This window comes from Streptomyces chryseus (genome assembly GCF_014650755.1).
Lineage (GTDB): Bacteria > Actinomycetota > Actinomycetes > Streptomycetales > Streptomycetaceae > Streptomyces > Streptomyces chryseus.
Window position 1 is genome coordinate 1 of sequence record NZ_BMVO01000005.1, and the last position, 12,559, is coordinate 12,559.

General features: G+C 72.7%; 10 protein-coding genes. 9 read left to right on the forward strand and 1 reads right to left on the reverse strand.

Annotation, left to right across the window (positions count from 1 at the left end; translation table 11 throughout):
* Positions 1 to 2 precede the first annotated feature (2 nt).
* The 7 genes from IE185_RS10695 (at position 3) to IE185_RS10725 (ending at position 10,600) form a co-directional block, all read left to right on the forward strand.
* Positions 3 to 1,580 (forward strand): acyltransferase domain-containing protein, encoded by a 1,578-nt coding sequence (locus IE185_RS10695; RefSeq protein WP_189715055.1) that lies wholly within the window; start codon positions 3 to 5, stop codon positions 1,578 to 1,580.
* Positions 1,573 to 2,694: a DNA alkylation repair protein gene (locus IE185_RS10700; RefSeq protein WP_138898236.1), complete on the forward strand. Its 1,122-nt coding sequence runs from the start codon at positions 1,573 to 1,575 to the stop codon at positions 2,692 to 2,694. The genes IE185_RS10695 and IE185_RS10700 overlap by 8 nt, the downstream gene beginning before the upstream one ends.
* Positions 2,691 to 6,638 carry a bifunctional SDR family oxidoreductase/pyridoxal phosphate-dependent aminotransferase family protein gene (locus IE185_RS10705; RefSeq protein WP_189715057.1) on the forward strand — a complete coding sequence of 1,316 codons (3,948 nt, stop codon included), beginning with the start codon at positions 2,691 to 2,693 and terminating at the stop codon, positions 6,636 to 6,638. Before IE185_RS10700 ends, IE185_RS10705 begins: the two co-directional genes overlap by 4 nt.
* Before the next feature lie 80 nt (positions 6,639 to 6,718).
* Positions 6,719 to 7,027, forward strand: a complete 309-nt coding sequence (locus tag IE185_RS10710; protein ID WP_138896738.1) for a hypothetical protein — start codon at positions 6,719 to 6,721, stop codon at positions 7,025 to 7,027.
* On the forward strand, positions 7,024 to 8,163 hold the full coding sequence (locus IE185_RS10715) for a class II histone deacetylase (RefSeq protein ID WP_138896739.1): 1,140 nt from the start codon (positions 7,024 to 7,026) through the stop codon (positions 8,161 to 8,163). Before IE185_RS10710 ends, IE185_RS10715 begins: the two co-directional genes overlap by 4 nt.
* On the forward strand, positions 8,160 to 8,972 hold the full coding sequence (locus IE185_RS10720) for a thioesterase II family protein (RefSeq protein WP_138896740.1): 813 nt from the start codon (positions 8,160 to 8,162) through the stop codon (positions 8,970 to 8,972). Before IE185_RS10715 ends, IE185_RS10720 begins: the two co-directional genes overlap by 4 nt.
* A complete protein-coding gene (locus IE185_RS10725; protein ID WP_373303709.1) occupies positions 8,969 to 10,600 on the forward strand; it encodes an MFS transporter in 1,632 nt (543 codons plus the stop codon). Before IE185_RS10720 ends, IE185_RS10725 begins: the two co-directional genes overlap by 4 nt.
* Before the next feature lie 73 nt (positions 10,601 to 10,673).
* On the opposite strand, the gene IE185_RS10730 is transcribed toward IE185_RS10725, so the two are convergent.
* A complete protein-coding gene (locus IE185_RS10730) occupies positions 10,674 to 11,114 on the reverse strand; it encodes a VOC family protein (RefSeq protein WP_138896742.1) in 441 nt (146 codons plus the stop codon).
* 414 nt (positions 11,115 to 11,528) lie between these two features.
* Between IE185_RS10730 and IE185_RS10735 the strand changes: the two genes are divergently transcribed.
* Together IE185_RS10735 and IE185_RS10740 are read left to right on the forward strand one after the other, a co-directional pair.
* Positions 11,529 to 11,879: a VOC family protein gene (locus tag IE185_RS10735; protein WP_138896743.1), complete on the forward strand. Its 351-nt coding sequence runs from the start codon at positions 11,529 to 11,531 to the stop codon at positions 11,877 to 11,879.
* A gap of 48 nt (positions 11,880 to 11,927) precedes the next feature.
* A complete protein-coding gene (locus IE185_RS10740) occupies positions 11,928 to 12,536 on the forward strand; it encodes a hypothetical protein (protein WP_138896744.1) in 609 nt (202 codons plus the stop codon).
* The last annotated feature ends 23 nt before the right edge of the window (positions 12,537 to 12,559 follow it).

The window sequence follows — 12,559 nt, forward strand, 5'->3', positions numbered from 1 at the left end:
CGATGGAGCATGGGTTGGTTCCGCCGTCTTTGCATGTGGTGCGGCCGAATGATCACATCCGGTTCGAGGAGTCGCCGTTCTTTCTGGCGGATCGTGTGATGGCGTGGCCCAGGGGTGAGGAGCCTCGTCGGGCGGCGGTGAGCGCGTTCGGGATGGGCGGGGTGAACGCCCATGTGATCGTGGAGGAGCCGCCCGCGCCGGTGGTGCGGGGTGTGTTGGCGCAGGACTCGCACCTGTTGCGGGTGAGCGCTGCGGACGAGCCGACGCTGCGGGCCCTGGCCGGCGCGTACGCGGAGCGGGTGGCCGGGATCTCCGGTGAGGAGCTGGGCGATGTCGCGTTCACGGCGAACGCCGGGCGCGCGGGGCATCGTTTCCGTGCGGTCGTACGGGGTGCTGACGGGCGTGAGGTGGCCGCCGGCCTGAGGGAAGTGGCCACGGGTGGCCTCCCGGTGTCGCGCAGGGGCGGCGCGGCCGCGCCGGTCGCGTTCATGTTCACCGGTCAGGGTTCGCAGTACGCGGGTATGGGCCGTGGTCTGTACGCGGCGGAGCCGGTGTTCCGGGCCGCGTTGGACGAATGTGCCGGGTTGTTGGCCCCGTACCTCGATGTGCCGTTGCCGGACCTGCTGTTCGGTGGGGCGACGGATCGGCTCGACCGGACCCGGTACGCACAGGTGGGCATCGTGTCCGTGCAGGTGGCTCTGGTGCGCTGGCTGGAGTCGGCAGGGGTGCGTCCGGACGCGGTGGTCGGCCACAGTCTGGGTGAGCTGACGGCCGCGTGGGCCGCCGGTGTGCTGGGCCTGGAGGACCTGCTGCGGTTGACGGTCGTGCGGGGCGGGCTGATGGAATCCCAGCCCGGTGCGGGCGCGATGGCGGTCGTTCACGCGGACGCCGGGACGGTGTCGTCGGCCCTGGCCGGGTTCGCGGGGGTGGAGATCGCCGCGTTCAACGCACCCCGGGTGGTGACCGTGACCGGCCCGGCCGGCGCGGTGGAGCGCTTCAGCCGGGAGTCGGGGCTGCGGTGCCGGCCGCTGGTGGTCAGTCACGCGTTCCACTCCGCCGCGATGCAGGGGGCGGTGGCACCCTTCGTCGAGGCCGTGGCCGGCACGCCGTTGTCGCCGCCCGAGGTGGCGTTCGCGTCGTCGGTGACGGGAGGATGGCACACGGCCGAGTCGGTGACCGACCCCGGGTACTGGGGCCGGGCCATTCGCGAGCCGGTGCGCTTCTCCCAGGCCGTGGCCACGCTTGAGGAGGTGGGTGCCGGATCGGTGTGGGAGATCGGACCGCATCCGCAGCTGACCTCCCTGGCCCGGGCCTCATGGGCAGGTGCGCACCCGGTGTGGCTGAGCACGCTGCGGCGCGAGCGCACCGACCAGGCCGAGGTGCACACAGCGCTGGCCACCTACGTCAACCAGACCTCCGGCGACCTCGACTGGCCCGCGCTGCACCAGGGCAAGGGCCGGCAGACCGTGACCATCCCCACCTACCCCTTCAACCGGCAGCGGTACTGGGTCTCCGCGGACCCGCCCGGCACCACGATGAACCACACGAACGAGATGAGAAGGCCCCAGCGTCATGGCTAGCGAATACGGACTCAAGCGGTACTTCAACGGAGAAGCGGCACACCTGATCGGCGGCAGGATTCGCGCCGTCCACCCCGAGTTCGACGTGGAGGGCTACGCGACCGAGGTCGAGGAGCGCATTCCCGGCAAGGAGCTGAAGGATCGCGTCCTCGTCCTGGCCGAGGGACTGCGCACCCGCCTGCCCGCGGACTACGCCGACGCCGTGCCGATCCTCCTGGCCGTCCTCGGCGACGAACTCGCCGAGGGGGAGGGCATGTTCAACCACAGTTGGTTCCTCATGCCGGTCGCCCGATTCGTGGAGGAGTACGGCCTCGACCACCCGGAGCTGTCACTGGACGCCATCGAGGAGATCACCAAGCGGCACACGGGTGAGTACGCGATCCGGCCGTACGTCGAACAGCACTACGCGCTGACGATGGAGCGCGTCGCCGACTGGGCCCGCAGCCCCAGCCACAATGTGCGGCGCCTGGCGAGTGAGGGAATCCGCTCCCGCCTGCCCTGGGCCCGGACGCTGACCATGTTCGTCAAGGACCCCCAGCCGGTCCTGGAGATCCTGGAGCCGCTGCGCAGCGACTCCTCGGAGTACGTGCGCAAGTCCGTCGCCAACAACCTCAACGACATCTCCAAGGACGCCCCCGACCTCGCGCTCGCGACCGTGCTGCGGTGGAGGGAGGAGAGCCCCACGCCCGAGACCAGCTGGATCGTCAAGCACGGGCTGCGCACCCTGGTGAAGAAGGGCGATCAGCAGGCCCTGGCCATCCTCGGGGCCACGGGCGGCGAGCACGTCAAGGTGCCCAGGCTGGAGATCACCCCCCGGTCGGTGACCATCGGGGACACGCTCGTCATCAGTTTCGACATCGAGAACACCGACGCCCGGTCGCACAGCATCGCGATCGACTACGTGGTGCACCACGTACGCAAGAACGGGCGCAGCATCCCCAAGGTCTTCAAGCTCACCACCCTCGAACTCGGCCCCGGCGAGCGGCGGTCCCTGGAGAAGACCCACACGATCAAGGAGGTGCAGACCCGCCGGTACTACTCGGGTGCGCACACCGTCGACATCCAGGTGAACGGTCTCGTCCAGGCCACCGAGCGATTCGACCTCCACACATGAGCGGCTTCCGGTCAGTTCTCGACGCCGCCGATCCGCTCGTCTCCGACCACCGGATCGGCGGCATCCCGGTCGTGCCCGCCGCCGCCCAGATCGACGCCATGCTGTCCGCCTGCGATGCCCGGCGCCCCGACTGCCGGTGGACGCTGGAGCAGGTCGCCTTCAGGGTGCCCCTGCTCGTGGCGGGGCCCCAGGCGGAGCTGGAGGTCCATACGGACGAGGACGGCCGGTGCGCGGTCCGTTCCGCGCGTCCGGCGGACGGCTTACCCGTCGAGCACAGCACCGCCCGGGTGTCCGGCAGTCCGCTGCCGCCGCCCGGCTACGTCGATGTGGCCGCGCTGCGGGCCGGCTGCACCGAGCAGGTGCCGTTGTCGGACGTGGCCGCGTGGCGCGAGGCGAGCGGGATCGCGTACGGCCCGGCGTACCAGGTGATCCGGTCGGCGCACCGGGGCCCCGGCCGGATGCTGCTGATGCTCCGGGCGGCCGACGACGCGGACGCGGCGTCGGTGCCCCCCTTCGTACCGCCGGCGCTGCTCGACAGCGTCTTCCAGGCGCTCGGCATGCTCGACGACGGCGCGGCCGGGGCGTGTCTGCCCTGGTACGTCGGCCGGCTGGTGGCCCGCCGCAGGATCTCCGGCACGGTGATCGCGGTGGTCGAGCGGGACGAACCGGCCGACGCCGGGGGCCGGGGCGGTGCCGTACGCGGACGGGCCACGGTCTGCAACCAGCAGGGGGAGGTCCTCCTGGAGCTGGACCGCGTCACCCTCAAAGCCGCCGGGCCCGTGGCGTCCCCCGAGCCCCCAGCGCCCGCGGCGGCGACCGCCACCGCGGTCGCCGCCGCGCCGGCCGAGCCGGAACCGGCGCTGCCGGCGGTCCCGTTGATCGAGACCGTCGTCTGGCGGGAGGCGGAACCGGCTGCCACGCACCCTGCGGCGGCCGAGGGGCCCGTGCTCGTCGTTTCCGAGCACGAACTCCGTCCGCCGGCAGGCCGGGACGTCGTGCACCTGACGCCCGCACAACTGTCCGGCGAGGGACTCGACACGCTGTCGGCCGACACCCGTTTCCGGGAGGTGGTGTACGTCGCACCGCGCGGGGTGGCCGGTGAAGCGCGGGTGACGCGGGCCCTGCAGGACGTCTTCGCGCTGGTGCGCCGGATCGCGGCACGCCCGCCGATGCCCGACCTGCTGATCGTCACGACCGCCGCGCACCAGGTGGCCGCGCGGGACGCCGTCGACCCGTTCATGACCGCCCTGTGGGGCCTCGGGCGCACGCTGCGCGTCGAGCATCCCCGTACCAGGATCCGCCTGCTCGACCTCGGCGTCGAGGAGCCGGCCGGCCCGGAGCGCGGCCGTGCCACTGCCGTGTGGGAGGCGCTGGGCCAGGACCGGCCGGAACTCGCCCGGCGTGACGGCGCCTGGTACGAGCCCTCGGTCCAGGCGCTGCCGGCGAGCACGCCCGGCGCGGTGCGGTACGACGGCGGTCGCTTCCTGGTCACCGGCGGCATGGGCGGCATCGGCCTGCGGGTCGCGGAGTTCCTCGCGGAGGCGGGCTGCGCCCATCTGACCCTGGTCGGGCGGACCGTGCCGGAACAGGGAGACGCCCGCGAACGCCTCGACCGGCTCGGGGCGCGCTGTGACCTCGCGATCGTCGCGGCGGACGTCCGCTCGCTGCGCGAGGAGCTGGCCGGCGCGGCACGCTACGACGGCGTGTTCCACGCCGCGGGGGTGTTGCGCGACGGACTGGCGCGCAGCCTGACGCCGGAGCAGGTGGACGCCGTACTCGGGCCCAAGATCGGTGGCGTACACGCGCTGGCCGACCTGGTGTCCGGGCACGACCGGCCCGGTTTCGTCGCCCTGTTCTCCTCGGTCGCGGCGGTACGGGCGAACCTCGGCCAGAGCGCCTACGCCGCGGCCAACGCCTACCTGGACGGCTACGCAGCCCGACAGCGCGCCGAAGGCCGGCCCTGGTACAGCCTCGGCTGGGGCCTGTGGACCGTCGGCATGGGCGAGTCCATCGCCCCGAAGGCCGCCGCGCACGGCATCCCCGCCCTCACCGCGCAGGACGGCATCAGCCTGCTCCGCACGGTTTTGAGCCATCCTCCCGCGCATTACGTCCTGTCCGCCGCCGCGAAAGCGAAGGATGCACCTATGACTGCTGTCACGCCGGAAACCGGGCTCTGGCTGCCGCTCGCCCACGCGCTCAAGAAGGTCCTGCTCGTCGACGACGTGTCGTCGCAGGACGATCTGCTGGAGCTGGGGCTCGACTCGATGATGGCGGTCGAGCTGGCCGCCTCGCTGAGCGTCGACGGGCTCGACATCGACCCGATGGTGTTCTTCGAACACAGCAACGTCGGGGCGCTCCTCGCCCACCTCGACTCGCTGCCGCGCAGCGCTCCCGACGCCCCGCCCGCCCCGGCCCCGGCCCGTGCGGAGCCCGCGGCACGTCCGGTGCGCGCGGCGCAGGTCTCGGCGCCGCAGCAGCGGCCGGCGACGGCCGTGGACGGGCCGGCGGCCCCTGCGGCTCCGGCCACGGCCGCGCCCTTCGTCCCCGACTGGGATCGCTTCCGGGACGTGACCCCCGCCCCGGCGGCCCCGGCCGTGGTGTCGCCCACCCCGGCGGCCCCGGCGGCCGTGCCCACCCCCGCCGCCCCGGCCCCCGCTCCGTACCCGGCCGGATCCCCCGCCGGATCCCCGCCCCCGGCCACCGGCCGGACACCGCGGCGGACGCTGCCGGGCCGACTGGCCGACGCCCCGCACGGCACGTTCCTCGACCGGCGCATCGACGCCCTGTCGACGGAGGACCGCCTGATCGTCGCCAAGGACGAGTACTTCTACGAGCCCGTCATCGAGGAGGCCACGGGGTCCCGGATCAAGTTCGACGGCCGCTGGTTCCTCAACTTCGCCTCGTACAGCTACCTCGGGCTGATCGGGCACGACTACATCGACGACCAGGCCCTGCGCGCCGTGGAGCGGCACGGGACCGGCGCCCACGGGGTACGGCTGCTGGCCGGCACCCTGCACCTGCACCGGGAGCTGGAACTGGCGCTGGCCCGCTTCCTGGGCACCGAGGACGCCATCGTCTTCTCCAGCGGATACATGGCGAACGTGGCGACGGTCGGCGCTCTCGTCGGCCCCGGCGACTTCGTCATCGGCGACGTCTACAACCACGCCAGCATCCTGGACGGCTACCGGCTGTCCGGGGCCACCGTCATCACCTACGCCCACAACGACCTCGCCGACCTGGAACGCGCCCTGCGCAAGGTCGGTGACGCGGGCCGCCTGGTGGTCACCGACGCGGTGTTCAGCATGGACGGCGATGTGGCCGACCTGCCCGGCATCGTGGAGCTGTGCGAGCGGTACGACGCCCCGCTGATGGTCGACGAGGCGCACAGCCTGGGCGTGCTCGGCGACACCGGGCGCGGCATCACCGAGCACTTCGGCATCGACCCGGCGCGGGTCGACGTCAAGATGGGCACGCTCTCCAAGACGGTGCCGAGCGCGGGCGGTTACGTCGCCGGGTCCCGCGATCTGGTCTTCGCGCTCAAGAACAACGCGCGGGGCTGGATGTTCTCGGCGGCCGCGACACCCGCCCAGGTGGCGGCGGCCAAGGCCGCGGTCGAGGTGATGGCGGCCGCCCCGTCCCTCACCCGCGAGCTGCGGGTCAGGACGGACCGGTACAGGGAGCAGCTGCGCGCCCTGGGCTTCGACACGCTGGCCAGTGAGACGCCGGTGGTGCCGATCATCTGCACCAGCGCGGAACAGGCGGGGTCGATGGCCCGGCTGTGCCAGCTCGACGGACTCTTCGTCCAGCCGATCGTCTACCCGGCAGTGCCGCGGACACTGCCCCGGCTGCGGACCATCGTCAACCTCAGTCACTCCGACGCCGACCTGGACGCGGCCGTCGTGACGCTGGAGAAGGCCGGCCGCGCCTGCGGCCTCATTCGCTGAGAAGCCGTCGGACGGAGCGCCCGACCTGACCGCATCACCGCGCACCGTCCGTACACACGCCAACCGAGGGGGAAACGAACATGACCGGTATCGACACCGCGGCGTTCTTCGGAGCGGTTCTGAAGACCATCGCCTCGACCCGCAACCACAGCACCGACCAGCGCGAGTACGACTCCGGCGTGCTGGAGCCGGCCCGGCGGATCCGTGAGTCCGAGAAGGAGGTCGGCGACCGCCCGCTGTCCTCCGCCGAGGCCGAGCAGGTGCTCGGCCTGCTGGAGACGACGCTGCGCACCAAGCGCACCCCGGACGAGGAGCGCGAGTACTACCTCCAGTACATCGAGAAGGTCGCCGGGATCAGCCGGGCCTCGCTGAGTGTGTCCGGCTGGTGAGTACGCCGCGTCTCGCGTGGTACAGCCACGAGATCTGCTTCTGGCACGACCCGGGCCCCGGATCGGGGTACGTCCCCGTCGGGCCGGGCGTCGAGCCGCTGCGCCAGTTCGCGGTCGACCCGGACCTCCGGCGCGCCGAGGGCCTGGTCAAGGCGTCCGGCGTGATGGACCGGTTCACCTGCCTCACCCCGGCGCCGGCCTCCGACGAGGACCTGCTCCTCGTGCACGTACCCGAGCACATCGAGCGGGTCGAGGCGGCGTCGGCGGCCGGAGCGGGCGACGCCGGTGTGTACGCGCACGTCAACTACCACAGCGCGCAGGCCGCGAGGCTTGCCGTCGGGGCCTGCGTGCAGGCCGTCCAGGACGTCCTGGACGGCCGCTTCGACCGGGCGTACTGCCTGGTGCGCCCGCCCGGCCACCATGCGGAGCCGGACCGGGCGATGGCGCTGTGCCTGTACAACAACCTGGCTGTGGCCGCCCGTGCGGCGCAGCGCCGCGGGGCGCGCCGGGTGCTGGTCCTGGACTGGGACGTGCACCACGGCAACGGCATTCAGAGGACCTTCTACGAGGACCCCGACGTGCTGTACGTCTCGGTGCACCAGGAAGGACTGTTCCCGGCGGCGTCCGGTCTCGTGCTGGAGACCGGCGCGGGCGCGGGCACGGGCAGCACCCTCAACGTGCCGCTGCCCGCCGGCTCGGGCCACGGCGCCTACCTCGCGGTGATGGACCGCATCGTGGCGCCGGCGGCCCGCGCCTTCGGGCCGGATCTGATCCTGGTGGCGGCGGGCGTCGACGCGAGCGGTCACGATCCGATGGGCCGGATGCTCTGCACCAGCCGGACCTTCCACGCCATGACGTCGGCGATGTGCCGGCTCGCGGACGAACTGACCGGGGGCAGGATCGTCTTCGCCCACGAGGGCGGCTACTCGGCGTGGTACCAGCCGACGCTGGTGCTGGGCACGGCGAGCGCGATCGCCGGTCTGCCGGCCCCTCAGGACCCCTTCCTGCACGCGCTCGAACACCTGCCGGGCCAGCGCCTCCAGCGCCACCAGGAGCGGGTCGTCAAGCACTTGGAGGAGCACCACCCGCTGCTGGCCGGCCCGGCGCCCGCGCCCGAGGACGGAGGTCCGCGATGAGCGGCTGGTGGATGGCGGTCGGGGCCGGCGCGCGCAGGCGGACCGGCGCCGGACGGGAGCCCGTGCCCCGTCCCCGGTACCGGGTCGTGGCGCTCCCGCACGCCGGCGGGTGGCCCTCCGCGTTCCGCTCCTGGTGGCAGGTGCTGCCCGACGACGTCGAGTGCGTCGTCGCCCAGTTGCCCGGACGCGGCGTGCGCATCAACGAGCCGCTGCTGACCCGCGTCGAGCCGCTGGTCGACGCCCTCGGCCGGGGCCTGGCGGAGCTGGAGCCGCTGCCGTACGCGATCATCGGGCACAGCTTCGGCAGCGTGCTCGGATACGAACTCGCCCGGGCGATGGAGCAGAAGGGGCTGCCGCCCGCCCTGCTCGCCGTGTCCGCGCGCCAGCCGCCGTGCTTCCCCAGCGAGCCGCCGTTCGCGCACCTCAGGAGCGACACGGAGCTGCTGGAGCACCTGACGGACATCGGCGGGATGTCTCCCGTCCTGATGGACCGCCCCGACCTGGTCCAGCCGTCGCTCCGCGCGATCCGGGCCGACCTGGAGGCCATGGAGACCTACCGGCGACCGCTGTCCGGCACCCGCGTCCCCATCCTCGCGCTCAGCGCGGTCGACGATCCGGTCGTCGTCCACGACCGGATGCACCTGTGGTCGCTGGAGACCTCGGGCGGCTTCAGCCGCCAGGCGTTCACCGGCGGCCACTTCTACCTCTACACCCCCGCCAACGCGGCGGCGGTCGCCGCCCGCCTGGTGCCCGGCCTCGACACCCCCCGGTCGTCCGCGGCACCGCTCCCGTCCCCCCTGGCCCGATGACCGTGTCGGGCACCGATGAGCACCACCCCCCGAAAGGAACCACCGTGAGTACCACTGCCGAGGCCTCCTCGCAGGCCGGACCCCGTGAGTGGTTGGGCCTCGCCGTACTGGCGCTGCCCACACTGCTGCTGTCCATCGATGTGAGCGTGCTGCACCTGGCCGTACCGCACATCAGCGAGGGCCTGGACCCCTCCGCCGCCCAGATGCTGTGGATCATCGACATCTACGGCTTCCTGATCGCGGGCTTCCTGGTCGCCATGGGCACCCTGGGCGACCGCATCGGCCGCCGGAAGCTGCTGCTGATCGGCGCCGCCGCGTTCGGCCTCGCCTCGCTGGCCGCCGTGTACGCCGACAGCCCGGCCATGCTGATAGCGGCGCGGGCGGCGATGGGCATCGCCGGAGCCACGCTGATGCCCTCGACCCTCGCCCTGATCATCAACATGTTCCGCGACGCGCGGCAGCGCGGTGTGGCGATCGCCGTCTGGGTCACCATGTTCTCCGTGGGCATCGCGCTCGGCCCGGTCGTCGGCGGCGCCATGCTGGAGTACTTCTGGTGGGGTTCGGTCTTCCTGCTCGGCGTGCCCATCATGGGCGTGCTGCTGGTCGCCGGCCCGCTGCTGCTGCCGGAGTACCGTGACGAGGAGGCCGGCCGGCTCGACCTGACCAGTGCGGTGCTGTCGCTCGCCGCGATCCTGCCGGTGATCTACGGACTCAAGGAGATCGCCAACGACGGGTTCGGCCCCGTCCCGGTCCTGTCGCTCGTCGTGGGCCTGGCCGTCGGCGTGCTGTTCGTCCGCCGTCAGCGCACGCTGGAGAGCCCGCTGCTGGACCTCAAGCTCTTCGGCAACCCCACGTTCCGCGCCGCGCTGCTCACGCTGCTGCTCAGCATGCTGGTGGCCGGTGGCACGTACCTGACGGTGACGCAGTTCCTCCAGCTCGTCGGCGGCCTGTCCCCGATGAAGGCCGGTCTGTACCTGCTGCCGGCGGCCTTCGCGCTGATCGTGACGGCCGTCGTGTCCCCGATGGCCGCCGCCAAGATCCGTCCGGCGTACGTCGTCGCCGCGGGTCTGGCGGTGTCGGGCGTCGGCCACGTGATGCTGAGCCTGGCCGACAGCTCGTCGGGCATCGCGCAGGTGGTGACGGGCTTCGCGTTCGTGTACGCCGGCGGCGGCCCGCTCATCGCCCTGGGGACGGACATCGTCGTCGGGTCGGCCCAGCCCGAACAGGCCGGGTCCGCCGCGGCCATCTCGGAGACCAGCACCGAACTCGGCATGGCGCTGGGTGTGGCGCTGCTCGGCAGCCTCGGCGCCGCCGTGTACCGCAGCGGGGTCGAGCTCCCCTCCGGGGCTCCGGAGGCCGCCGGTGACACGCTCGCGGGGGCGGCCGAGGCGGCGCAGGGCATGTCAGCGGAGGTCGCGACGGCCCTGCTCGCCTCCGCCCGGGACGCGTTCACCGACGGCATGAATGTCATCGGCGCGATCGGGGCGGTCGTGGCGCTCGCCTCCGCGGTGCTGGTGGCGGTGGTCATCAAGCTTCCGGCCACGGGAGCCGGCGGTGACTCCGACGGTGCTGACGGTTCCGGCGGTTCGGCCGACGGCACCGTGCCTGCCGTCAATGTGGAGGCATAGCAGGTCGAGCCATCCCTGCCGGGGCAGGCAGACCGCCGGTGCGGCCCGCGTCGTACGACGCGGGCCGCACCGCTCACATCCCGGCTCCGGACCCGTCCTGGTAGGCGGCGGCGTAGCCGGCCGTGGGGGCGATGGGGGTGATGACGTCGATCAGTACGCCGTCGGGGTCGGCCACGATGAAGTGGCGCTGGCCGAACGCCTCGCTGCGCAGGTCGAGTTCGGGCTTCAGTCCGGCGCCCGTCACGAGGCGCGCGTACTCGGCGTCGACGTCGGCCACCTCGAAGTTCAGGAGCAGACCCTGGGCCGTTCGCCGGAACGCCTCCGGTACGGTCGCGTGCCCGGCGTCCACCAGGGCCAGTTCGTAGTACGGCGGCTCGGGCCGCCGCAGGCTGACGTACCAGTCGCTCGTGTAGGTCGTCTCGAAGCCGAACAGCGTGGTGTAGAACGCCACGGATTCACGAAGCCGCTCGGTGCAGAGCACAGGGTAGAAGCTGGTCACGGCAGGGGACGTCATCACAACACCGTTCTGAGGCGGAAGTACGGTCATCCCGTCTCAACGAGGCACCCGCCCCCGCGTCACATCCGCCGGACCCGGGGCAGGCTGACGTGACAGCGGTGGTCCACCCGGAGGGCGAAGCCCGGGTATGGCGGTGCGGCGGACCCCGTGGCCGGAAGGGCTGTTGCCCACCCTGCTCGATGCGCCGGAGAGGACCGAGCGGGACGAGCTGCTCGGGAGGCCCGCATGCCGCCGCGCCGGCCGTTCCCGCGGGGACGCTGCCCGCCGGACCGACCGAACTGAACCGGCGGCGTACGGCCATGTCCTGGGCGGCGGCGGATCGTTGAGCAGAAGGGGCCATGTTGACATGCCAACGGTATGTCATTAGGTTCATCTCGCATACCGTTGGTACGTGAGCGGAGATGGCATTCCATGCTGACCAGCTTCTGTCCGGTGATCTGCACCTCACGGCTGGGGGAGTCGCGCACCTTCTACAGCAGACTGTTCGGCTTCGACGCCACGCACACGACCCCGTGGTACGCCGCCCTCAGCCGGCCCGGGCGGCCGCAGCACGAGCTCGCCCTCCTCGACCACTCCCATCCCGCACTGCCCGAGGCCCTCGGCCGGCCGGTGCGCGCGGTGCGGATCACCCTCACGGTGGACGGCCCGCAGGAGGACTGGGAGCGCCTCGTCGCCCTGGGGGCGGTGGGCCGCCCGGATCAGAGGCACCTCGTGGTCACGGATCCCAACGGCGTCCGGATCGACGTCGTCGCACCGGCCTGACCGGCCGCGGACCGCAGGGACTGCCCGGCCGAAGGGGGAAGTCGCGCCGTGCCCAGAAGGATGGACGCCGCCCTGGCGGCCGCGATCATGCACGCGGTCGGCCTCGAACCGCTGGAGCCCTACCCCGGGTCGAACGCCGCCTGGAACTGCCGCTGTCTGAACTGCGCGCACCGGGTCGCGCCCACCTTCGGCTCGGTCCGCTCCGGCGCCACCTCGGGGTGCCGCCGGTGCGGCCGGGCCGCCGCCGACGCGCGGCGACTCGCCGTGGGCCGCGAGCGGGCCGAGGCGGACCTGCGCGCCGCGGGCTTCGAGCCCCTGGAGCCCTATCCGGGCGCGAGAGCCAGATGGCGCTGCCGCCATCTGGCCTGCGGGAGCGTCGTCCACCCGCGGCTGTTCCGGATACGGGCCGGCAGTGGCTGCCTGGCCTGTGCCGGACGGGCCCCGGTGGACCCGGCGGTGGCGGAGGCGGACATGCGGGCGGCCGGCCTGCGGCCGCTGGTGCCGTTCCCCGGCCGCGTGCGCGACCCGTGGAAGTGCCGGTGCGTACGGTGCGGTCACCTCTGCGCGCCGACACTCAACAACATACGTCGCGGGCAGGGGGGTTGCCTGGCCTGCGTGTCGTCGGCGGCGGTCCGCCCCAGGAGCTCAGCCTCGTGAGGTGCCGACCGGGCCCTCGCTCG

Excerpts from the sequence above, each read along its gene's own strand:
- IE185_RS10705 (WP_189715057.1), top strand. The coding sequence starts at position 2,691 with ATGAGCGGCTTCCGGTCAGTTCTCGACGCCGCCGATCCGCTCGTCTCC.
- IE185_RS10700 (WP_138898236.1), top strand. The coding sequence starts at position 1,573 with ATGGCTAGCGAATACGGACTCAAGCGGTACTTCAACGGAGAAGCGGCA.
- IE185_RS10710 (WP_138896738.1), top strand. The coding sequence starts at position 6,719 with ATGACCGGTATCGACACCGCGGCGTTCTTCGGAGCGGTTCTGAAGACC.
- IE185_RS10735 (WP_138896743.1), top strand. The coding sequence starts at position 11,529 with ATGCTGACCAGCTTCTGTCCGGTGATCTGCACCTCACGGCTGGGGGAG.
- IE185_RS10695 (WP_189715055.1), top strand. The coding sequence starts at position 3 with ATGGAGCATGGGTTGGTTCCGCCGTCTTTGCATGTGGTGCGGCCGAAT.
- IE185_RS10725 (WP_373303709.1), top strand. The coding sequence starts at position 8,969 with ATGACCGTGTCGGGCACCGATGAGCACCACCCCCCGAAAGGAACCACC.
- IE185_RS10720 (WP_138896740.1), top strand. The coding sequence starts at position 8,160 with ATGAGCGGCTGGTGGATGGCGGTCGGGGCCGGCGCGCGCAGGCGGACC.
- IE185_RS10730 (WP_138896742.1), bottom strand. The coding sequence starts at position 11,114 with ATGACGTCCCCTGCCGTGACCAGCTTCTACCCTGTGCTCTGCACCGAG.